At 38.6% G+C, this 22681-nt stretch carries 25 protein-coding genes; 10 read left to right on the top strand and 15 right to left on the bottom strand.

Annotated elements, in window-relative coordinates:
• Positions 1-6 precede the first annotated feature (6 nt).
• Both ureB and ureA read right to left on the bottom strand, forming a co-directional pair.
• On the bottom strand, positions 7-312 hold the full coding sequence (ureB, locus tag LIX50_RS06695) for an urease subunit beta (protein WP_048953441.1): 306 nt from the start codon (positions 310-312) through the stop codon (positions 7-9).
• Positions 313-333: 21 nt separating this feature from the next.
• A complete protein-coding gene (gene ureA, locus LIX50_RS06690; protein ID WP_005688619.1) occupies positions 334-636 on the bottom strand; it encodes an urease subunit gamma in 303 nt (100 codons plus the stop codon).
• 168 nt (positions 637-804) lie between these two features.
• Here ureA and LIX50_RS06685 point away from each other — a divergent pair, with 168 nt between their 5' ends.
• From LIX50_RS06685 to argH, 9 genes are all read left to right on the top strand, one after another.
• Positions 805-1095 carry a co-chaperone GroES gene (locus tag LIX50_RS06685; protein WP_005629492.1) on the top strand — a complete coding sequence of 97 codons (291 nt, stop codon included), beginning with the start codon at positions 805-807 and terminating at the stop codon, positions 1093-1095.
• Between the two features lie 19 nt (positions 1096-1114).
• On the top strand, positions 1115-2758 hold the full coding sequence (gene groL, locus LIX50_RS06680) for a chaperonin GroEL (RefSeq protein ID WP_005635749.1): 1644 nt from the start codon (positions 1115-1117) through the stop codon (positions 2756-2758).
• 108 nt (positions 2759-2866) lie between these two features.
• Positions 2867-3415, top strand: a complete 549-nt coding sequence (locus LIX50_RS06675) for a YecA family protein (RefSeq protein ID WP_048953442.1) — start codon at positions 2867-2869, stop codon at positions 3413-3415.
• An 11-nt stretch (positions 3416-3426) separates the two neighbouring features.
• Positions 3427-4722, top strand: a complete 1296-nt coding sequence (gene pepP, locus LIX50_RS06670) for a Xaa-Pro aminopeptidase (protein ID WP_048953444.1) — start codon at positions 3427-3429, stop codon at positions 4720-4722.
• Between the two features lie 99 nt (positions 4723-4821).
• Positions 4822-5247, top strand: a complete 426-nt coding sequence (uspA, locus tag LIX50_RS06665; protein WP_005629483.1) for a universal stress protein UspA — start codon at positions 4822-4824, stop codon at positions 5245-5247.
• Positions 5248-5434: 187 nt separating this feature from the next.
• Positions 5435-8059, top strand: a complete 2625-nt coding sequence (gene alaS / locus LIX50_RS06660; protein WP_048953446.1) for an alanine--tRNA ligase — start codon at positions 5435-5437, stop codon at positions 8057-8059.
• A gap of 77 nt (positions 8060-8136) precedes the next feature.
• Positions 8137-8328, top strand: a complete 192-nt coding sequence (gene csrA, locus LIX50_RS06655; protein ID WP_048953448.1) for a carbon storage regulator CsrA — start codon at positions 8137-8139, stop codon at positions 8326-8328.
• Positions 8329-8351: 23 nt separating this feature from the next.
• The gene (galU, locus tag LIX50_RS06650; RefSeq protein WP_048953452.1) at positions 8352-9239 is read left to right on the top strand and encodes a UTP--glucose-1-phosphate uridylyltransferase GalU; all 888 of its coding nucleotides are present in this window, start codon (positions 8352-8354) and stop codon (positions 9237-9239) included.
• A 134-nt stretch (positions 9240-9373) separates the two neighbouring features.
• Positions 9374-10747: an argininosuccinate lyase gene (gene argH / locus LIX50_RS06645; protein WP_048953453.1), complete on the top strand. Its 1374-nt coding sequence runs from the start codon at positions 9374-9376 to the stop codon at positions 10745-10747.
• A 66-nt stretch (positions 10748-10813) separates the two neighbouring features.
• On the opposite strand, the gene rdgB is transcribed toward argH, so the two are convergent.
• Both rdgB and LIX50_RS06635 read right to left on the bottom strand, forming a co-directional pair.
• A complete protein-coding gene (rdgB, locus tag LIX50_RS06640; protein WP_048953456.1) occupies positions 10814-11407 on the bottom strand; it encodes an RdgB/HAM1 family non-canonical purine NTP pyrophosphatase in 594 nt (197 codons plus the stop codon).
• A gap of 10 nt (positions 11408-11417) precedes the next feature.
• A complete protein-coding gene (locus LIX50_RS06635; RefSeq protein WP_048953458.1) occupies positions 11418-12152 on the bottom strand; it encodes a 3-deoxy-D-manno-octulosonic acid kinase in 735 nt (244 codons plus the stop codon).
• Between the two features lie 77 nt (positions 12153-12229).
• Between LIX50_RS06635 and LIX50_RS06630 the strand changes: the two genes are divergently transcribed.
• A complete protein-coding gene (locus LIX50_RS06630; RefSeq protein ID WP_048953459.1) occupies positions 12230-13270 on the top strand; it encodes a glycosyltransferase family 9 protein in 1041 nt (346 codons plus the stop codon).
• Positions 13271-13423: 153 nt separating this feature from the next.
• On the opposite strand, the gene yegQ is transcribed toward LIX50_RS06630, so the two are convergent.
• The 11 genes from yegQ to LIX50_RS06575 form a co-directional block, all read right to left on the bottom strand.
• Positions 13424-14803, bottom strand: a complete 1380-nt coding sequence (yegQ, locus tag LIX50_RS06625) for a tRNA 5-hydroxyuridine modification protein YegQ (RefSeq protein WP_048953461.1) — start codon at positions 14801-14803, stop codon at positions 13424-13426.
• A 128-nt stretch (positions 14804-14931) separates the two neighbouring features.
• On the bottom strand, positions 14932-15576 hold the full coding sequence (gene adk, locus LIX50_RS06620) for an adenylate kinase (RefSeq protein WP_048953463.1): 645 nt from the start codon (positions 15574-15576) through the stop codon (positions 14932-14934).
• Between the two features lie 83 nt (positions 15577-15659).
• Positions 15660-16937: an MFS transporter gene (locus tag LIX50_RS06615; RefSeq protein ID WP_080351556.1), complete on the bottom strand. Its 1278-nt coding sequence runs from the start codon at positions 16935-16937 to the stop codon at positions 15660-15662.
• 141 nt (positions 16938-17078) lie between these two features.
• Positions 17079-18095 carry a UDP-glucose 4-epimerase GalE gene (galE, locus tag LIX50_RS06610; RefSeq protein WP_048953467.1) on the bottom strand — a complete coding sequence of 339 codons (1017 nt, stop codon included), beginning with the start codon at positions 18093-18095 and terminating at the stop codon, positions 17079-17081.
• A 42-nt stretch (positions 18096-18137) separates the two neighbouring features.
• Positions 18138-19385 carry an ATP-dependent RNA helicase RhlB gene (gene rhlB, locus LIX50_RS06605; RefSeq protein WP_048953468.1) on the bottom strand — a complete coding sequence of 416 codons (1248 nt, stop codon included), beginning with the start codon at positions 19383-19385 and terminating at the stop codon, positions 18138-18140.
• A gap of 116 nt (positions 19386-19501) precedes the next feature.
• Positions 19502-19708: a DNA gyrase inhibitor YacG gene (yacG, locus tag LIX50_RS06600; RefSeq protein WP_048953469.1), complete on the bottom strand. Its 207-nt coding sequence runs from the start codon at positions 19706-19708 to the stop codon at positions 19502-19504.
• Positions 19709-19715: 7 nt separating this feature from the next.
• Positions 19716-20321: a dephospho-CoA kinase gene (gene coaE, locus LIX50_RS06595; RefSeq protein WP_048953527.1), complete on the bottom strand. Its 606-nt coding sequence runs from the start codon at positions 20319-20321 to the stop codon at positions 19716-19718.
• 104 nt (positions 20322-20425) lie between these two features.
• Positions 20426-20725, bottom strand: a complete 300-nt coding sequence (locus LIX50_RS06590; RefSeq protein ID WP_048953471.1) for a DUF1294 domain-containing protein — start codon at positions 20723-20725, stop codon at positions 20426-20428.
• Complete coding sequence (gene glyA / locus LIX50_RS06585) at positions 20722-21987, bottom strand: serine hydroxymethyltransferase (RefSeq protein WP_048953474.1); 1266 nt, start codon at positions 21985-21987, stop codon at positions 20722-20724. Before glyA ends, LIX50_RS06590 begins: the two co-directional genes overlap by 4 nt.
• Before the next feature lie 115 nt (positions 21988-22102).
• Positions 22103-22396: a hypothetical protein gene (locus tag LIX50_RS06580; protein ID WP_226385920.1), complete on the bottom strand. Its 294-nt coding sequence runs from the start codon at positions 22394-22396 to the stop codon at positions 22103-22105.
• Between the two features lie 10 nt (positions 22397-22406).
• Positions 22407-22667, bottom strand: coding sequence for a hypothetical protein (locus LIX50_RS06575; protein WP_226385919.1), 261 nt, complete (start codon positions 22665-22667; stop codon positions 22407-22409).
• Positions 22668-22681 lie beyond the last annotated feature (14 nt).

The following is a 22681-nucleotide window of genomic DNA, read 5'->3' as shown; positions in this document are numbered from 1 at the left end:
CCTACCTTATAATTTGCCATCAATTTGATTATGGAAGCCGTAAATAGTTTGCGATCCTCCAAAAGCCACTAACTCGACTGATTTCACTTCACCTGGTTCAAAACGTACTGCATTGCCAGATGGAACATTTAAGCGCATTCCACGCGCTAAAGTGCGGTCAAATTTAAGGGCATTATTGGTCTCAAAAAAATGGTAATGCGAGCCAACTTGAATTGGACGGTCGCCTGAATTGGTTACTTCGATTGTGACGGTTTTTCTGCCGACATTGGCAATAATATCGCCTTCAGCTAATTGGTATTCACCTGGGAGCATTTTATTTAAATCCTTCTACTTTTATCTAATCGGATTATGCACGGTAACAAGTTTTGTACCATCTGGGAAAGTCGCTTCAATCTGGACTTCATGAACCATTTCTGCCACACCTTCCATGACATCATCAACGGTTAAAAGTGTTGAGCCATATTGCATCACTTCCGCTACACTCATTCCGTCTCTTGCTGCCTCTTGTAAATGGCTCGCAATATAAGCAATGGTTTCTGGATAATTTAATTTAACGCCTCTCGCTTTACGTTTTGCTGCCAGTTCACCGGCCAAAAAGAGCATTAGCTTTTCTTGTTCTCTTGATGTTAAGTGCATATCTTCATTCCTTCATTTATTTATCGCACAAAGAGCGGCGAATTTTACGTAAAAAATCCAAATAGGAGAAACATTTTGTCAGAATTTTTTTATGAATAGCCCTTGAAAGCGAAAAAATGTTCCTTATATAAAAACCGCACTTACAAATTCTTAAGAAGGAAATTAATCATGAATATTCGTCCTTTACACGATCGTGTAATTATTAAACGTGAAGAAGTCGAAACCCGTTCAGCTGGCGGTATCGTATTAACCGGTTCAGCAGCGACCAAATCAACCCGTGCTAAAGTATTAGCGGTGGGTAAAGGTCGTATTTTAGAAAATGGCACCGTTCAACCATTAGATGTAAAAGTTGGCGATACCGTAATTTTCAACGACGGTTACGGCGTGAAAAGCGAAAAAATCGATGGTGAAGAAGTATTAATCATTTCTGAAAACGACATCTTAGCAATTGTAGAATAATTAGATAAGGGAAAAGAAAATGGCAGCAAAAGACGTAAAATTTGGTAATGACGCACGCGTAAAAATGCTTAAAGGCGTGAATGTATTAGCCGACGCAGTAAAAGTAACCCTTGGCCCGAAAGGTCGTAATGTAATTTTAGATAAATCATTTGGCGCACCAACTATCACTAAAGACGGTGTATCTGTTGCTCGTGAAATCGAATTAGAAGATAAATTCGAAAACATGGGTGCACAAATGGTGAAAGAAGTAGCATCTAAAGCAAATGACGCTGCAGGTGATGGTACAACCACGGCAACTGTACTTGCGCAAGCTATCGTAAATGAAGGCTTGAAAGCAGTAGCGGCAGGCATGAATCCAATGGATTTAAAACGTGGTATCGATAAAGCAGTAAGTGCGGTTGTTTCTGAGCTTAAAAATTTATCTAAACCTTGTGAAACAGCGAAAGAAATTGAACAAGTAGGTACCATTTCTGCAAACTCTGACAGCATTGTGGGTCAATTAATCTCACAAGCGATGGAAAAAGTGGGTAAAGAAGGCGTGATTACCGTTGAAGATGGTACAGGTCTTGAAGATGAATTAGATGTGGTTGAAGGGATGCAATTTGACCGTGGTTACCTTTCTCCATACTTCATCAACAAACCAGAAACTGCAACGGTTGAATTAGATAATCCATATCTTCTTCTTGTTGATAAAAAAATCTCTAATATCCGTGAATTACTTCCAGTGTTAGAAGGTGTTGCGAAAGCAGGTAAACCGTTATTAATCATCGCTGAAGATGTGGAAGGTGAAGCGCTTGCAACCTTAGTGGTGAACACTATGCGCGGTATCGTGAAAGTTGCAGCCGTGAAAGCGCCTGGTTTTGGTGATCGTCGTAAAGCGATGTTACAAGATATTGCGATCTTAACTGCGGGTACTGTGATTTCTGAAGAAATCGGTATGGAGCTTGAAAAAGCGACATTAGAAGATTTAGGTCAAGCAAAACGTGTTGTTATCAATAAAGATAACACAACCATTATTGATGGTATTGGTGATGAATCTCAAATCAAAGGTCGTGTGGCTCAAATTCGCCAACAAATTGAAGAATCAACTTCTGACTACGATAAAGAAAAACTTCAAGAACGCGTGGCTAAATTAGCTGGCGGAGTGGCAGTAATCAAAGTCGGCGCAGCAACTGAAGTTGAAATGAAAGAGAAAAAAGACCGTGTGGATGATGCATTACATGCAACTCGTGCAGCGGTTGAAGAAGGTATCGTTGCAGGTGGTGGTGTTGCATTAGTTCGCGCAGCAGCGAAAGTTGCAGCAAGTCTAAAAGGTGACAACGAAGAACAAAATGTGGGTATCAAACTTGCATTACGTGCGATGGAAGCACCTTTACGTCAAATCGTTACTAACGCAGGTGAAGAAGCATCTGTTGTGGCAAGTGCGGTTAAAAATGGCGAAGGAAACTTTGGTTATAACGCAGGTACAGAACAATACGGCGATATGATCGAAATGGGTATCTTAGATCCAACTAAAGTAACTCGTTCTGCATTGCAATTTGCGGCATCTGTAGCAGGCTTAATGATTACCACTGAATGTATGGTAACTGAGCTTCCAAAAGATGAAAAAGCTGACCTAGGCGCAGGCATGGGCGGTATGGGTGGCATGGGCGGAATGATGTAATTCGCTCATCATCAGATAAAAGTGCGGTCGTTTTTCCACAAGGAAAAGCGATCGCTTTTTTATTTACAAAGGTTTACACTAATTTCAAATTTACTCAGGAAATCTATTATGCTCATTTCTCATTCTGACCTTAACCAACAACTTAAATCTGCTGGAATCGGCTTTAATGCAACAGAACTACACGGTTTTTTAAGCGGTTTACTTTGTGGCGGATTAAAAGATCAAAGTTGGCTACCGCTCTTATATCAATTCAGCAATGATAATCACGCTTACCCAACAGCATTAGTTCAACCCGTTACAGAACTTTATGAACAAATTAGTCAAACCTTATCAGATGTTGAAGGATTTACCTTTGAACTTGGTTTAACCGAAGATGAAAATGTCTTTGCGCAAGCGGATAGCTTATCTGACTGGGCAAACCAATTCTTACTTGGTCTTGGCTTAGCTCAACCTGAATTAGCAAAAGAAAAAGGCGAGATTGGCGAAGCCGTAGATGATTTACAAGATATTTGCCAACTTGGTTATGATGAAGACGATAACGAAGAAGAACTAGTGGAAGCACTAGAAGAAATCATTGAATATGTTCGCACCATTGCTATGTTATTCTATTCTCATTTCAACGAAGGAGAAATTGAGAGCAAACCTGTATTACATTAAGGAGATCTCGAATGGAATTGGCTTATATGGCTGAATTGCCTAAAGAAGAATTTGAGGAACGTCGCACACGAGTATTCACTCAAATGCAACCTAATTCAGCATTATTGCTTTTTTCTGAAATCGAAAAACGCCGTAATAATGATTGTACCTATCCTTTCCGTCAAGATAGCTATTTTTGGTATTTAACGGGCTTTAATGAACCTAATGCAGCGTTGTTATTACTGAAAACAGAACAAGCAGAAAAAGCTATTATTTTTCTTCGTCCACGCGATCCGTTACTTGAAACGTGGAATGGTCGCCGATTAGGTGTTGAGCGAGCACCACAACAACTTAATGTAAATGAAGCCTATTCTATTGAAGAATTCGTTACCGTACTCCCCAAAATACTGAAAAATTTGACCGCACTTTACTATGTGCCAGAAATTCATACTTGGGGTGATAAATTAGTGACAGAAAGTGCGGTGAATTTTAACGAGATTTTAGATTGGCGACCAATGCTCAGCGAAATGCGCCTTATAAAATCGCCTAATGAAATCCGCTTAATGCAACAAGCAGGACAAATTACGGCACTTGGGCATATTAAAGCAATGCAAACGACACGTCCAAATCGCTTTGAATATGAAATTGAAAGCGATATTTTGCATGAATTTAATCGTCATTGCGCCAGATTTCCTTCTTACAATTCCATTGTTGCTGGGGGAAACAACGCCTGTATTTTGCACTACACAGAAAATGATCGCCCATTAAATGATGGGGATTTGGTGCTTATAGACGCCGGCTGTGAGTTTGCCATGTATGCAGGCGATATTACCCGCACTTTTCCTGTAAATGGAAAATTTAGCCAGCCTCAACGTGAAATTTACGAGTTAGTTTTAAAAGCACAAAAACGTGCGATTGAATTACTTGTACCAGGCAATTCCATTAAGCAAGCCAATGATGAAGTCATTCGTATTAAAACCCAAGGATTAGTGGATTTAGGTATCTTAAACGGTGATGTCGATACACTCATTGAACAACAAGCTTATCGCCAATTTTATATGCATGGATTAGGACACTGGCTAGGTTTAGATGTACATGATGTGGGTAGCTATGGTCAGGATAAACAGCGGATACTCGAAATCGGCATGGTGATTACCGTTGAACCTGGTATTTATATTTCAAAAGATGCTGATGTGCCAGAGCAATACAAAGGCATTGGCGTGCGTATTGAGGACAATTTACTCATGACTGAATATGGTAATAAAATCCTAACCGTAGCTGCCCCTAAAGAAATTGCAGACATTGAAAATTTAATGAATTTTGAATAAAAATGTTTAAATTGTGATCTAGTACACAGTTTTTTATTGCTCAAAATGTTAGCATTAGAACCAGTTAAAAAACCGAACCAATCAGTTAAGGAGTCGATTATGTACAAACACGTTTTAGTGGCAGTAGATCTTTCTGAAGAGAGTCCTGTTTTACTTAAAAAAGCGGTTGGGGTTGCAAAACGTCACGAAGCAAAACTTTCTATCATCCACGTTGATGTGAACTTCTCGGATCTTTACACTGGATTGATTGATGTGAATATGTCTTCAATGCAAGACAGAATTTCCACGGAAACACAAAAAGCCTTGTTAGATTTAGCTGAAAGTGCGGATTATCCAATTTCAGAAAAATTGAGTGGCAGTGGTGATTTAGGACAAGTTCTAAGTGATGCCATCGAACAATATGATGTAGATTTATTAGTGACGGGACATCACCAAGACTTTTGGAGTAAGTTAATGTCTTCAACACGTCAAGTGATGAATACGATTAAAATTGATATGTTGGTTGTTCCGCTTAGAGATGAATAATTAACAAGAAATTGTTTTTTGAATAATCTGAAATAACTTAAATTTTAACCGCACTTCTCAAATAGCGTCGTGGAGTGCGGTTTTATTTTTGGGTTTTGGCAAAAAGCCTTTTTATAAATTTCAAAAATATGCAAAAATAGAGCGATTTAGTTTTTATTTTTATTATGGGTAACAAGGATTCTTTTTAATGAAAACAACAGCAGAAATAAGACAATCATTCCTTGATTTTTTCCATAGCAAAGGTCACCAAGTAGTTGAGAGTAGCTCACTTGTGCCGGAAAATGATCCGACTTTGCTTTTCACGAACGCTGGGATGAACCAATTTAAGGATGTATTCCTTGGAATGGATAAACGCCCTTATTCTAGAGCCACCACAGCGCAACGTTGCGTACGTGCTGGTGGTAAACATAACGACTTAGAAAATGTTGGTTATACCGCGCGTCATCATACTTTCTTTGAAATGCTCGGTAACTTCAGTTTTGGTGATTACTTTAAACACGATGCGATTAATTTTGCTTGGGAATATTTAACTTCCCCACAATGGCTTGGTTTACCTAAAGAAAAACTATGGGTAACCGTGTATGAAACGGATGACGAAGCCTACAACATCTGGAATAAAGAGGTCGGTGTACCTGCTGAACGCATTATTCGCATTGGTGACAATAAAGGCGCACCTTACGCATCAGACAACTTCTGGGCAATGGGCGATACAGGTCCTTGTGGTCCTTGTACTGAAATTTTCTACGATCACGGTGATCATATTTGGGGCGGACCTCCAGGCTCACCAGAAGAAGATGGCGACCGTTATATCGAAATCTGGAACGTTGTGTTCATGCAATTCAACCGTTTAGCTGATGGCACAATGGAAAAATTACCACGCCCATCAGTTGACACAGGTATGGGCTTAGAGCGTATTTCTGCTGTATTGCAACATGTGAACTCAAACTACGAGATTGATATTTTCAAAACATTAATCGCAAAGACGGCTGAAGTTGTTGGCACAACAGATTTAAGTAATAAATCATTACGTGTTATTGCTGACCATATTCGTTCTTGTGCATATTTAATCGCAGATGGCGTTATTCCATCAAACGAAGGCCGTGGTTATGTCTTGCGTCGTATTATTCGCCGCGCAGTTCGTCACGGTCACTTATTAGGTGCCAAAGAAGCCTTTTTCTATAAACTCGTACCAACTCTAATTGAAGTAATGGCTGAAGCGGGCAAAGACGTAAAAGCAAAACAAGCAAATGTTGAAAAACTATTACGTTTAGAAGAAGAACAATTTGCTCGCACTCTAGAACGTGGTTTGAGCTTATTAGATGAAGCCCTTGCTCAAGTGAAAGATGGCATTCTTTCAGGTGAAGTTGCATTCAAACTTTATGACACCTATGGTTTCCCATTGGATTTAACGGCTGATGTATGTCGTGAGCGCAATATCACTATTGATGAACAAGCCTTTGACCGTGAAATGGAAGTGCAACGTACTCGTGCTCAAGCCGCAAGTCAGTTTGGTGTGGACTACAACAGCATTATTCGTGTAGATGGTGAAACCAAGTTTGAAGGCTATACTGAAGTCGAATCTCAAGCAAAAATCACCGCACTTTTCTATGATGGTAAATCAGTGGAAAGTATCGAAGCAGGTCAAAGTGCAGTCGTTATTCTAGAAAATACACCGTTTTACGCAGAATCAGGCGGTCAGATTGGCGATAGCGGATATTTAAACGCGCAAGGCGTGACCTTTAATGTTAAAGATACCCAAAAATATGGGCAAGTATTTGGACACATTGGAGAATTAACGCAAGGAAGTTTGAAAGTTGGGCAAACAGTGAATGCTATTGTGGATGCGGAACGTCGCCACAGTACATCACTTAATCACTCAGCAACACACTTATTGCACGCGGCTTTACGTCAAGTTTTAGGTCAACATGTTGTGCAAAAAGGATCACTTGTTTCAGATAAAGCCTTGCGTTTTGACTTTGCACAGCCAGAAGCAATTACAAAAGAACAATTAACTCAAATTGAAACACTAGTAAACCAAAAAATCCGTGCTAACTTCCCTGTTCAAACGGATATTATGGACATTGATTCAGCAAAAGCTAAAGGGGCAATGGCACTCTTTGGCGAGAAATATGGTGATAACGTTCGCGTATTGACCATGGGCGACTTCTCAATTGAGCTTTGTGGTGGTATTCACGCAAAACGCACTGGGGATATCGGTCTATTTAAAATTATTACTGAAAGTGCAGTGGCTGCAGGCGTTCGTCGTATTGAAGCTGTAACTGGTGAAAATGCGATTGAATGGTTACATAATCAACAACGCATTCTGCTCCAAAGCGCAGACTTATTCAAATCAGATGTAAATACCTTAGTAGAAAAAATCCAACAACTTCAAGACAAAGCGAAGAAAGTGGAAAAAGAATTGCAAGGTCTAAAAGAAAAAGCCGCAATGCAGGCGGGTTCTGATTTTGTGAAAAGTGCGGTGAAAATCAACGGTGTTTCTGTTATCGCACAACAATTAGATGGCATAGAAACAAAGTCATTACGTGTGATGGTCGATGATTTAAAAAATCAACTCGGCTCAGGCGTAATCGCATTCGCATCGATCTTAGATGAAAAAGTCAACCTTGTCGTTGGTGTAACAAACGATTTAACTACCAAAGTAAAAGCTGGAGAGCTCGTTAATTTAATGGCTCAACAGGTCGGGGGTAAAGGCGGTGGTCGTCCGGATATGGCAATGGCAGGAGGCTCCCAACCAGAAAATGTAGCACAAGCAGTTAAAGTGGCGCAGGACTGGTTAAACAAAAATCTGTAGTACAAGCCGGTTGGTGGGATGCCAACCTTCCTTGATTGATAGGGATATCTAATAAATGCAAACTAAGGAGATAAAAGATGTTAATCTTGACTCGTAAAGTTGGCGAAAGTGTACTTATTGGAAATGATATTTCTATCACGATTTTGAGTGTACGTGGAAACCAAGTTAAACTCGGTGTAGAAGCGCCTAAAGAAGTATCCGTTCACCGAGAAGAAATTTACCAACGAATTAAACAGATGAAAGATGAACAATTAGACGGTTCATCATAATCGTAAATAATGGATTTAATATTATGAAAGCAATTATTCCTGTAGCAGGGTTAGGGACCCGTATGTTACCTGCAACAAAAGCAATTCCAAAAGAAATGCTTACATTAGTTGATAAACCATTAATTCAGTATGTTGTAAATGAATGTGTTGCAGCTGGCATAAAAGAAATTGTACTTGTCACGCATTCATCAAAAAATGCTATCGAAAACCATTTTGATACCTCTTTTGAACTAGAAACGATGCTAGAAAAACGAGTTAAACGTCAACTTCTAGAAGAAGTGCGTTCTATCTGTCCAAAAGATGTAACGATTATGCACGTTCGCCAAGGTAATGCTAAGGGCTTAGGTCATGCTGTTCTTTGTGGTCGTCCAGTAGTTGGTAATGAGCCTTTTGCTGTAGTATTACCCGATGTATTATTGGCTGATTTTAGCGCAAATCAGAAAAAAGAAAATCTTTCTGCAATGATTAAACGTTTTAAAGAAACAGGAGCTAGTCAGATAATGGTTGCACCGGTACCACAAGAAAATGTGAGTAGCTATGGTGTTGCAGACTGTGGCGGTGTAGCTCTTAATGGTGGTGAAAGTGCAAAAATTAATAACATTGTTGAAAAACCAGCCGTTGAAGAGGCACCATCGAACCTTGCTGTAGTGGGTCGTTATGTATTCTCTGCTGAAATCTGGGATTTATTGGAAAAAACTCCGGTAGGTGTTGGTGATGAAATCCAATTGACCGATGCTATTGATATGCTCATTGAAAAAGAAACTGTCGAAGCATTCCATATGACAGGTGAAACATTCGACTGTGGTGATAAAATTGGCTATATGGAAGCTTTCGTAGAATACGGTATTCGTCATGAAAAATTAGGTAAAGAATTCAAAACCTTTATCAAAAATTTAGCAAAAACGCTATAAATAGCACTAATACAGATAAAATGGACAAAATGAAAGATTTTGTCCATTTTTGTTTTATTATTAATATAGAATGTTGATTTATGCATAAATATGCACAATAATAGAATAATTAATTAAAATAAAAAGGAAAGATTATGGCACTTTGGGGGGGGCGTTTTACGCAGGCAGCGGATAAACGTTTTAAAGATTTTAATGACTCGTTACGTTTTGATTATCGTTTGGTAGAACAGGATATTCAAGGCTCGATTGGTTGGTCCAAAGCCTTGGTGAAAGTCAATGTATTAACTATCGAAGAACAGCATCAACTTGAGCAAGCACTCAATGAATTACTTATTGAAGTGCGGTCAAATCCGCAAGCAATTTTACAAGATGATGCTGAAGATATTCATAGTTGGGTTGAAAGTAAGCTAATCGATAAAGTAGGCAACCTTGGTAAAAAATTACATACTGGCCGTAGCCGCAACGATCAAGTGGCAGTAGATATAAAACTATGGTGCAAACAACGTGTGGTTGAATTACAAGAATCAGTACGTAATTTGCAACGCCACTTAGTTCAAACCGCAGAAAACACACAACAAGCAGTAATGCCTGGCTATACCCATTTACAACGAGCTCAACCAATCACTTTTGCTCATTGGTGTATGGCATATGTGGAAATGTTCGACCGCGACTATTCACGTTTAACAGATGCGTATAATCGTATGAATACCTGTCCACTTGGTAGTGGTGCGCTGGCTGGTACGGCTTATGCCGTAGATCGTGATTCACTTGCGCACGATCTTGGTTTTGTTTTCGCAACTAGAAATAGCTTAGATAGCGTCTCTGATCGCGATCATATTGTAGAGTTGCTTTACATCGCATCCCTCAGTATGGCGCATCTTTCCCGCTTTGCTGAAGATATGATTATCTTTAATAGCGGAGAGGCAAATTTCGTCGAGCTATCTGATCGCGTGACTTCGGGATCATCATTAATGCCACAAAAGAAAAATCCTGATGCATGTGAGTTAATTCGGGGTAAAGTAGGCAGAGTGATTGGCTCATTAACAGGCATGCTAGTCACCTTAAAAGGCTTGCCACTTGCGTATAATAAAGATATGCAAGAAGACAAAGAAGGTATTTTTGATGCCTTAGATACTTGGCAAAACTGTGTGGATATGGCAACGTTCGTATTAGATGAATTGAAAGTAAATGTTGAACGTACTCGAGAAGCTGCGTTAAAAGGCTATTCAAACGCAACTGAATTAGCGGATTATTTAGTTTCTAAGGGTGTACCTTTCCGAGATTCTCATCATATTGTGGGTGAAACGGTTGTTTATGCGATTGATAAAGGGAAGGGATTAGAAGATCTCAGTATTCCTGAATTCCGCCAATTTAGTGAAGTAGTGGGAGATGATGTTTACGAGATTCTTTCGCTCCAATCTTGCTTAGACAAACGTTGTGCAAAAGGTGGGGTATCTCCATTGCGTGTTGCCGAAGCTATTGCAGAAGCGAAAATACGTTTAGCTTAATTATAACGTTAAAGTGCGGTCAGAAATTATTTTATATTTCTGACCGTTTTTGAGTGCCTATAAATATTAATTTTCTAATTTATTTTTTAAGATATTAAGTGCGCGTGCTCTATGTGAGATTCTTTTTTTCTCGATTGTATCCAGTTCACCGAACGTGCAATTTTTTTCTGGGCTGAAAAATAAACTATCGTAACCAAAACCATTTTTACCTTTTTCTTCAAACTCAATGAGACCATGGCATTCACCTTCAGCGATGATTGGTGACGGATCATTTGGGTGTTTTAGATAAACGATACAGCTCACAAATTTTGCTTGTCGATTTTCTTTTGTGACATGAGAGAGTTCGGTTAATAATTTTTTGCGATTCTTTTCATCGTTACTATCCTCTCCAGCGTATCGCGCAGAATATAACCCTGGAGCCCCATTGAGCGCATAAACAACTAAACCAGAATCATCTGCTATAGCGGGTAACCCCGATTTTTCTGACGCATAGCGTGCTTTTAATAGTGCATTTTCTACAAAGGTTAAGCCTGTTTCTTCGGGGCTATTAATGCCTAAATCGCTTTGTGCGATCACTTCAAATCCAAGATTAGCTAATACATCAGACATTTCCTTCACTTTACCTTGGTTACCTGTAGCAAGTACGATTTTTTGTTTCATGGCTTATCCTTTATTCTTGAGGTTGATTATAGGCTTCGATTAAATCTGCCCAATTTTGTTTTGTAAATTGAATCTTCATTCTTTTAATTTCTTTTGTAAAAGAGCGGTGTAATCGATTCAAGTTATCTGTTTTCCAACTATCTCCCGATCTTATAGTGCACTTATCGAAATCTAATAACCAACATTGTTTTCTATTTTTTATTTGTTGAACTAGAATGTTATGTACATTTAAATCTGTATGGCAAACCTGCTGATCATGTAATTGACGAATTAATTTTCCTATTTGAGTCCAGATTTCTTTTGGTAAAGGGGTTGCCTGTAATAGTAGGGATAAATCCTGAGCATTTTCAATTTTTTCTGTCAAAATATCCGCTTGATAGCAGATCCCAAATTTTCCCTTTTGAACTCGTGCAGCAATAGGTTTAGGAACCGGGAGCCCTGATTCATATAAGCGTTGTAGTAAATAAAATTCAGCAAAACTACGGGTCTTCTTGAGAGAGGAGAAATAATAACGATCTTTGTTGAATTTTCCCCATAATCCACCGCGATAATAATGTCTCAGTGCGCAGTTTACGCCTAGATAATCTTCTGTTTGTAGAAAATAAGTTGTGCCTCGGCCTTTTGCAGTCCCAATAATTCTTTTTTGAGTTTGCCAGAATTTAGGTTTAAAGAAGTTACTTTTATCGTTAAAAGTGCGGTCAAAACTGAAGATAAAATATTCATTACCCTGTTGGAATGAGTGCATATTAGTGGAATTGGATGATAGAAAATGTCCTTATTCTACTTTAAAATACATCCAAATTAAATGAGAAAGGATTGCAAATGTCACTTTTCACTCGTGCTCCCAAATCACTTTGTATTCTCCGCCTTTCTGCTGTAGGAGATGTTTGTCATGCCCTTGCTGTCATACAACATATTCAGGCTTATTATCCTCAAACCCAAATTACTTGGGTTGTAGGTAAAACAGAATTCGGTTTATTAGAGGGGATTCCTAATATTACTCTGATTCCTTATGATAAGAAAACCGGTTGGAAAGGTCTTTTCTCATTATGGAAAACGTTAAAGAATCAACACTTTGATGCCTTGTTAAATATGCAAACTGCATTTCGTGCTTCTATTATTTCCTTAGGAATTAAAGCTAAATATAAAATTGGGTTTGGTAAAAAACGATCACGAGAGGGACAATGGCTATTTGTTAATCGTCAAGTAAATGATCCTGATTCACCTCATGTCTTAGACGGTTTTATGGCTTTTGCAGAATATATTGGTGTGCCAAAAGCTAAATTAACCTGGAAACTTGAAATCTCTCCCCAGGAAAGTGAATATGCATATCAATTTATCGATCCTTCACGTAAAAATTTACTGATCTCTCCTTGCTCTAGTAAAGTAGAAAAAGATTGGCTCATTGAACGTTATGCTGAGGTTGCAAATCTTGCAAATAAACGTAATATTCATGTTATTTTTTGTAGTTCCCCCTCAAAGCGTGAATTAGAAATGGTTGAAAAAATCATAGCACTTTGTGACTTTAAACCAACTAATGCCTCAGGTAAAACTAACTTGAAGCAACTTGCTGCCTTAATTTCTCAAGTAGATTTAGTTTTATCGCCTGATTCTGGCCCAGCACATATTGCAACGGCTCAAAATACGCCTGTTATTGGTTTATATGCTTATCACAACCCATTACGTACGGGCCCTTATCATAATTTGTCTAATGTCGTCTCTGTTTATGAAGAGAATGCACAAAAAGAATTTGGAAAACCATCCTATCTATTACCTTGGGTAACAAAACTAAAAGGAAAAGATTTAATGGCTCAGATCCAAGTGGACTCTGTAATTAAAGAAATGAATAAGTTAGGGCTTTAAATTCAAGGATAAAAAAGCCCTTTCAAAAGCTGAAAGGGCAAAAATATTTGGAGTCATACTATGAGTTGTTGAATTAACAAATCAGGTATGTGGTGTATTATAATAATAAAATACAAAAATGCAACATTTTTTTAACAAATAATTTTTTATCATTTAATTATGTGGATTTCTTGTATTGCTATTGACTAAATTACGCATTAATAAGGCGTAGTCTAAGTTGATATCTTGTGGTACGTCTAAGAACACAAAATGCCCATCACCTAGTGCTGCATCAACTGCTTCATTTTTACGATTTAGCATTTTTTCAATTTTGAAATTGATATTCCCCTGAGGGGTCATCATTTCTACATCATCACCAAGTAGGAATTTGTTCTTCACAGCCACTTCAGCCATACCTTGTTCGTTACGTTTACCAGTAAATTCACCGACAAACTGTTGACGATCAGAAATAGAATAACCGTATTCGTAATTTTGGTATTCATCGTGCGTATGACGACGTAAGAAACCTTCGGTATAACCACGATGAGCAAGGGATTCCAAGGTATCCATTAAGCTTTCATCAAATGGTTTTCCTGCTGCCGCATCATCAATGGCTTTGCGGTAAACTTGTGCGGTTCTTGCGCAATAATAGAATGATTTAGTACGACCTTCGATTTTTAAAGAATGCACACCAAGTGCGGTCAATTTTTCCACGTGTTGTACGGCACGCAGATCTTTTGAGTTCATAAAGTAGGTGCCGTGCTCATCTTCAAAAGCGGTCATTTGCTCATCTGGCTTTTGTGATTCGGTGTAAAGGAAGACTTTATCCGTTACTGCACCTTCACCCAAGGTTGGTGCCACATTTTTCACTTCGATTTGTTGAGCAGGATCGATTTTAGGCACGATGTTGCCTACTTCATCCGTCGTGCCTTCTTCCATTTTGTATTCCCAACGGCAAGCATTGGTGCAAGTGCCTTGGTTTGGGTCGCGTTTGTTGATATAGCCAGAAAGCAAGCAGCGGCCAGAATACGCCATACATAACGCACCGTGTACGAAAATTTCGAGTTCGATATCGGGCACGTGTTGGCGAATTTCTGCTATCTCTTCAATGGATAATTCGCGCGATAAAATCACACGGGTTAACCCCATTTGTTTCCAGAATTTTACCGTTGCCCAGTTTACCGCATTCGCTTGTACAGAAAGGTGAATATCAATATCCGGGAAGTTTTCACGCACCAACATGATTAAGCCTGGGTCAGACATAATTAAGGCATCAGGGCCCATGTCGATCACAGGTTGTAAATCTTTGATAAAGGTTTTGAGTTTGGAGTTATGCGGTGCAATGTTCACCACTACATAGAATTTTTTGCCAAGTGCATGGGCTTCATCGATCCCGATTTTTAAATTGGCATGATTAAATTCATTGTTGCGTACACGTAAGCTATAACGTGGTTGGCCTGCATAAACAGCATCTGCCCCATAGGCAAAAGCATAGCGCATATTTTTGAGAGAGCCAGCAGGGGAAAGTAATTCTGGTTTGAATTGGGTTGTCATAATATTCTCTTTTGTCTGATTTCAGGTCAGGAATTTACACGAGGTAAATCATTAAAAGATAAAACTAGGGATTTTAGACATGTTAAGGAATATTCCGCACTTCTCGATATCAAAAAGTGCGGTTAATTTTAGCTTAGAATTTTATTTAACTCTTGGCTAACTTCTTCCACTTTTTGTGTACCATCTAAACGGAAATATTGAGTATTCCCCGCTTTCGCTTCGGCTTGGTAATAATCAATTAATGGGCTGGTTTGTTTATGATATACGGCTAAACGATCTAATACAGTTTCAGGTTTATCATCTGCACGAATAATTAAATCTTCACCTGTTACATCATCTTTACCTTCCACTTTTGGTGGGTTGTAAACGATGTGGTAAGAACGACCAGATGCTTGGTGTACACGGCGACCGCTCATACGTTCAACAATCACTTCGTCTGGTACATCAAATTCTAAAACAAAGTCAATTTTAACGCCTGAATCTTTCAATGCATCCGCTTGAGGAATGGTACGAGGGAAACCATCCAACAAGAAACCATTTGCGCAGTCAGGTTGTGCAATACGATCTTTTACAAGGGCAACGGTTAATTCATCCGGTACTAATTTACCTTCATCCATTAATGCTTTAGCTTGTTTTCCAAGTTCAGTCCCTGCTTTAATTGCAGCACGGAACATATCGCCAGTTGAAATTTGTGGGATACCAAATTTATTCATAATAAATTGTGCTTGAGTGCCTTTACCTGCGCCCGGTGCACCTAAAAGAATAATTTTCATAAAAATCTCCATTAATAAAAAACGTGATTAAGATACTGATAAAGCATAGTGCGGTCAAATTTTTTATAATTTTTACCGCACTTTTATAGTGAATTGGCCGTATTATTTTCTTGATTCCAAGGCGCTACCCAAAATAAACAAAGCATGCCAGGAATCGCTAAAAATAAACAAAACCAAAAATACTGATAATACCCCACGGCTCCCACAACATAACCAGAAAGCATACCTAACACTTTACTTGGCAAAGCTGAAAGGCTCGTAAAAAGTGCAAGCTGTGTTGCGGTATAAAGAGGATTACTCTCACGCGCCATAAAAGCCACAAAAGCTGCGGTGCCAAGTCCAACGCCGATATATTCGGCTGCAATCACAACACCCAGTTTCCATAACTCGGCAGATGTAATAACATCAAAATGTCCGAAAGCAGCCAACCAAATAAACCCACCGATTGTTACCATCTGTACCAACCCAAATAGCCACAATGCACGGTTAATACCCAGTTTTAGCATGATCACACCACCAGCAAGCCCAGATAAAATGCTTGACCAAAGTGCGGTACTTTTTACAACAATGGCTATATCCTCTTTGCTAAATCCCATATCATAAATAAATTTGGTTTGTAACGTTGTGGCAAAAGAATCCCCGAACTTATATAAAAACAAAAACAGTAAAAAACCGATAGCCTGAATAATGCCCTTACGCTGAAAAAATTCTTGTAATGGAATCCAAAATGCTTGATAGAAAGGCTGATTAGTTTGCTGCATGTCTATTTTGGGCTCTTTTGCTAAAAATAACGTCATGAAGATGCCTGCTAACATACAAAGTGCGGTCCATAAAAATACCGTTTCCCAAGGATAAATCGCCGCCAAATAGAGCGATAGTCCACCTGGAATTAATCCCGCAATTCGATAAGCATTAATATGAATAGTGTTTCCCAAACCTAATTCATGATCACTCAAAATTTCACGACGATACGCATCCAACACGATATCTTGTGTGGCTGAAAAAAAAGCGATAAGCAAAGCAATATTTGCCACCGTGCTCAGTTGTGTGAGCGGATCAAAAAGGCTAATTATGTAAAGTAAAATCAATAATACCACTTGTGAAAGCAGCATCCAGCTACGACGACGCCCTAAAAAACTCGGGAAATAACGATCCAATAATGGTGCCCACAAAAATTTCAATCCATAAGGCAACATCACACCGGTTACCGCACCAATAAGCTCAATTGAAAGATGTTTATCTGTCAGCCAAACAGGCAACATTTGCAATAACACAAATAATGGCAAACCAGAATTAAAACCTGTGAATACGCAAATCAACATTTTGCGCGTAAAAATTTGGGAAGAAAGGGAATTTGACATAAAGTGCGGTTAATTTTGGTTGTATTTTAGAAACTTCGCCTTTCAATTAGGATAAGTGTAAAACTTAGGGGGATTTTTAATCGCATCCCCCAATGTTTAGCGTTCTTCTTCCTAAAAAAGAAAAACAAATATTAGAGAATATTAATCTCGATACCCTTTTGGATTATTTTTCTGCCAGTTCCACGTATCTTGCATCATTTTTTCAAGACCACGTTCTGCCACCCAACCAAGTTCTTTTGCAGCTAAACTAGGATCAGAATAGCATGTCGCAATATCACCCGGGCGGCGTTCTACAAGTTTATATGCAATTGTAATGTCGTTGGCTTTTTCAAAGGCTTTTACCATATCTAATACGGAATAACCATGGCCTGTACCAAGGTTATAAATATGTAAACCTGCATCATTTTCATGACGTTGAAGCGCTTTTAAATGCCCTACTGCTAAATCCACTACATGAATATAATCACGCACGCCTGTTCCATCATGAGTGTCGTAATCACTACCAAATACAGAAAGTTGTGCTAATTTACCGATGGCAACTTGGCTAATATAAGGCAACAAATTATTTGGAATACCATTTGGATCTTCACCAATTAAACCACTTTCATGCGCCCCAACTGGATTAAAATAACGCAAGATAGTCATGCTAAATTTTGGTTCTGCTTTTACTGTATCGCGTAAAATCTGTTCAACCATATATTTAGATGTACCATAAGGATTAGTTGTACCGCCGACCTCACAATCTTCTGTAATTGGAATAATTTTTGGATCACCGTAAACCGTTGCAGATGAGCTAAATACGAAGTTCCAAACACCTGCTTTTTTCATTTCTTGAATTAATACAAGGGTGCCAGCGACATTGTTCATATAATATTCTGTCGGCTTTTGAACACTTTCCCCTACGGCTTTTAACCCTGCAAAATGAATAACAGAGTTAATCTCATTTTCTGCAAAGATTTTTTGTAACAAAGCACGATCTAAAATATCACCTTCATAAAACTTTGCTTCTTTGCCTGTAATTTGTTTTACACGCTCAAGGGATTTTGGCGATGAATTGCAAAGATTATCTAATACCACCACCTCTTTGCCAGCATTTAATAATTCTACAACTGTGTGAGAACCGATATAACCGGCGCCACCTGTCACTAAAATGGCCATAATGATTTCCTTATTAATTATTGAGACTAAAAAATTATATCACTATTTTGTGTGATAAGAACGATGTCTTGTATGTCCTTGCTGTGGTACTGCACGTTTTAACCGATATGGTTTCGGCAGTTCAAGCAAGGCTTCTGTTTCATATTGGCTCACTGGGATAGAATGGCCAATATATTCTTCAATAGCGGGTAAATTCATCGCATATTCTTCGCAAGCGAAACTAATAGAAACACCACTGTCCCCTGCTCGTCCAGTACGACCGATTCGGTGAACATAATCCTCTCGATCATCGGGTAAATCATAATTGAAAACATGAGTCACATCAGAAATATGCAAGCCACGAGCGGCCACATCTGTTGCCACTAAAATATCTAAATCACCATCAGTAAATTGTTTTAATAACGATAAACGTTTTTTCTGTGCTACATCGCCAGTCAATAAACCAACACGATGCCCATCAGCCGCCAAATAACCCCAAATTTCTTCACAACGATGTTTCGTATTCGCAAACACAATACAGCGCTCAGGCCATTCATCTTCCATTAAGGTTAAGAGAAGTGCCATTTTATCCTGATTAGATGGATAAAAAAGCTCTTCTTTAATTCGATGTCCTGTTTTTTGTTCTGGTTCAATTTCAATATATTCAGGATCATTCATATCTTCAAATGCTAATTCACGCACTTTATAAGAAAGCGTCGCTGAAAATAACATCGTTAAACGAGCTTGCGGAGCGGGGCATTTACGCAATAAATAACGAATATCACGGATAAATCCAAGATCGAACATTCGATCCGCTTCATCTAGCACAACAACTTGGATTTCATCTAAACAAATCACGCCTTGTTTCACATAATCAATGACTCGTCCCGTCGTGCCAATCAAAATATCTACGCCACGCTCAATCGCCTGTAGTTGTTTATCATAACCATCGCCACCATAGGCAAGTGCGGTCTTTAATCCACTTGCTTTTGCAAGAAATTCTGCGTCATTACTAATCTGCACTGCTAATTCTCGAGTAGGCGCTAAAATCAAAGCTCTTGGGTGAGGATATTCAAGATTAGGATCTTGCTGAGTTAAAAGATGGTGAAAAGTAGCCGTTAAAAAAGCCATTGTCTTGCCTGTACCAGTTTGAGCTTGTCCTGCGACATCTCGTCCATTTAAACTGATAGGCAAAGATAAAGCCTGAATTGGGGTACAAAAATCAAAGCCTTTTTTTGCCAAAGCATCTCGTACAATCGGATGTAGAGGAAGATCGGAGAATCGTTGTTGGCTTAAATAATCTTGTTGCATAAAAATCACATTTTAGAATAATAAAATTAGGTTTAGCATAGCATGCTTAGGGAAAATCCTCAAAAAAGGACCGCACTTATAAAAATTAACCGATAGGGTTTCCTATCGGTTAATCTCTATTTAATGCTCCATTCGTCACTCACATTTGGATCCATAGCAAAATCTGCAGTATCACTTGGAATCGCTTTTTCTTCAGCCGCCCATTCGCCAAGATCGATTAACTGGCAACGTTTGCTACAAAAAGGGCGAAAAGTACTTTCATTTGTCCAAGGCACCAATTTTTGGCAAATCGGACAAGGTACTTCAATAATTTCGTCAGACATTTTTATTTTACGCTTGTTGTAAATAAAACTGGTGCAATTCTAGCACCTTTTGCTGCAAGTGCGGTAAGTTTTGGGCCAGTTCAGCATCATTATTAATCACATCATCTGCCCATTTTAAACGCTCTTGTTGAGAAACTTGAGAATTCATAATTCGTTGAATTTGCTCAAAATTATTGTTATCTCGTTGAGCTGAACGAGCAAGTTGAGTTTGTGGACTCACATCCACCACCAAAATACGATCACAAAGTGCTGTCAATTTATTTTCTATTAATAAAGGGACGACAAATAATGTGTAAGGCGCAGTTTGTTCAGCTAATTGTTGTTTCATTCGTTCACGAATAGCGGGATGTAAAAGATTATTTAACCACAATTTATCTTCATCATGGTTAAACACTCGCTCTCGTAAAGCCGCACGATTAAGCTCGCCTTGTTCCGTTAAAATTTGAGCACCAAAATGCTCAACAATTTTAGACAATAAGGGGGAATCTTTCGCGACGACTTCTCTAGCAACCACATCCGCATCCACTAGAGGTACGCCAAGATCGGCAAATAAATTAGCAATCGTTGTTTTACCACTACCAATTCCACCAGTTAAGCCAACAATATAAGTCATATGATTTCCCATAAAAAATTTCCAATATTATACAAAATAACGCTAGTAAAAATCAGTTCTCCAAGCCAATAGTTAGTGAACCATAACAAATTAGTTTATCTAAATCACCATGCTTTTACATATTGAAAAATAAAAGAAAAATATAACCATGGAAAAACGATAACCCAAAGAAATGCACTAATAACAGCAATAAATTTAAAACTAAAATGCAGCGTTTTATGACGAAAATGTTTCATGGCCAAATGCATTCCCATAAAACCACCTAAAAGGCTTAGAAGAAAAAACGTTTTTTCAGGAATTCTCCACTCGTTACGCATGGCCCGAATTTTATCTCTCCACATAAAAAAATAAGCGGCGATATTGATCGCCGCTAACCATATAATCAACGAAAGAAAATAAATCATTTCGGATAAACTGGAAGACGTTTACAAATTGCTAAGACTTTTTCTTTAGTTTCAGCAATCACTTGTTCTTCATTTTCTTTGCCTAAAGCATCTAAAACATCACACATCCAGCCAGCTAATTCACGAACATCATTTTCATTGAAACCACGGCGAGTCACAGATGGTGTACCTACACGAATACCTGAAGTAACAAATGGTTTTTGCGGATCGTTTGGTACAGCATTTTTATTCACTGTAATATTTGCTTTGCCTAATGCCGCATCAGCTGCTTTACCTGTTAATCCTTGTTTAATGAAACTGACTAAGAATAAATGGTTTTCTGTGCCATTTGAAACCACGTCATAACCACGTTGTTTAAACACTTCTACCATTGCTTTCGCATTTTTAATCACGTTTGCTTGATATTCTTTATAAGCTGGCTCTAATGCTTCTTTGAAACATACCGCTTTCGCCGCAATAATGTGAACCAATGGGCCACCTTGGTTTGCAGGGAAAACAGAAGATTGTAAGCGTTTATAAATTTCTTCATCACCGCAAGAAGAAAGGATTAAACCACCACGCGGACCGCCCAATGTCTTATGGGTTGTTGTTGTCACAACATGTGCATGAGGCAATGGATTTGGATATAAACCCGCTGCAATTAATCCCGCTACATGCGCCATATCCACAAATAAATACGCACCAACTTCATCTGCGATTTCACGCATTTTCGCCCAATCCACAACTTGTGAATAAGCCGAGAAACCCGCAACGATAAGTTTTGGCTTACATTCTAATGCTTTTTGACGAACATCTTCATAATCAATTAAGCCATCCGCAGTGATTCCATAAAGCACAGAGTTATAAATCTTGCCAGAGAAACTTACTTTTGCACCGTGAGTTAAGTGCCCACCGTGAGCCAAATCCATACCTAAAATAGTATCGCCCGCATTAATCAATGCACCATACACAGCTGCGTTTGCTTGTGAGCCAGAGTGCGGTTGAACATTCACGTAATCTGCACCAAATAATTCTTTCGCACGGTCAATTGCTAGCTGTTCCACAATGTCTGCATACTCACAACCACCGTAATAACGTTTACCTGGATAGCCTTCAGCGTATTTATTAGTGAATTGTGAACCTTGAGCTTGCATTACGCGCGGGCTGGCATAGTTTTCAGAAGCGATTAATTCAATATGTTCTTCTTGACGACGATTCTCATCTTGAATGGCTTGCCATAAAACCGGATCGTAATCAGCGATGTTCATGCTCTTTTTAAACATTGTGTTTTCCTCTTTGTTTGAATTATTTGTGTATAGTTTATCTGTTTCCAAGTAAAAACTTAATCAAAAATTTCGATCATATTTTTCATTATTACAATGAAAAACATTCATTTATCTAAATCAGGCTTTTTTCTTTTACTAATGTCTCAATTAGTTTAACTTCTTTTGTTTTCTCGCCAGCACCAAGTTTACGGCATTGGCTGGTTTCTTTCGTATAAGTATTAAAATTGGTCATCCTTGTTGGGCTTTTCATTTTAATCTTCATATCCAAATGATTACCACAGCTATTACAAGGTGAAACAAATTCCTTATCTAATTCTTTAAATTCTGGAGATTGTTCAATAATTTTTGCGACTAGTGGTGAATGGGCGGTTTTAAATAGACGAACGGTAAAATCATAACTTACCATCACTTGCCTGCTATTTGGCTTTGGCTTGCAATAAATAGCGCATCCAACCTTCTTTTGTATCAATCTGAGAGATACCACGCATCAGCACGGTTTGATCCGCTCGATAAGTGACATAATCAAAATGCTCAACTGGCAAAGGCTCCTTGGCGGCTGGTTTCATATGACGCATCCAATCGCCTACCAACGCTTTTTTCTGTTCGGTTTGCTGATGTGCCGTTGCATATCCCGATAGCAATACGGCGACAAGACTACCCAATATTAATTTTCTCATGAGATATTTCTTTT

The sequence above is a fragment of the Haemophilus sp. Marseille-P9675 genome, assembly GCF_916862695.1.
GTDB classification, from domain to species: Bacteria; Pseudomonadota; Gammaproteobacteria; order Enterobacterales; family Pasteurellaceae; genus Haemophilus; species Haemophilus haemolyticus_K.
The sequence above is the reverse complement of the archived record's forward strand: the minus strand, read 5'-3'. Positions and strand labels throughout refer to the sequence as shown.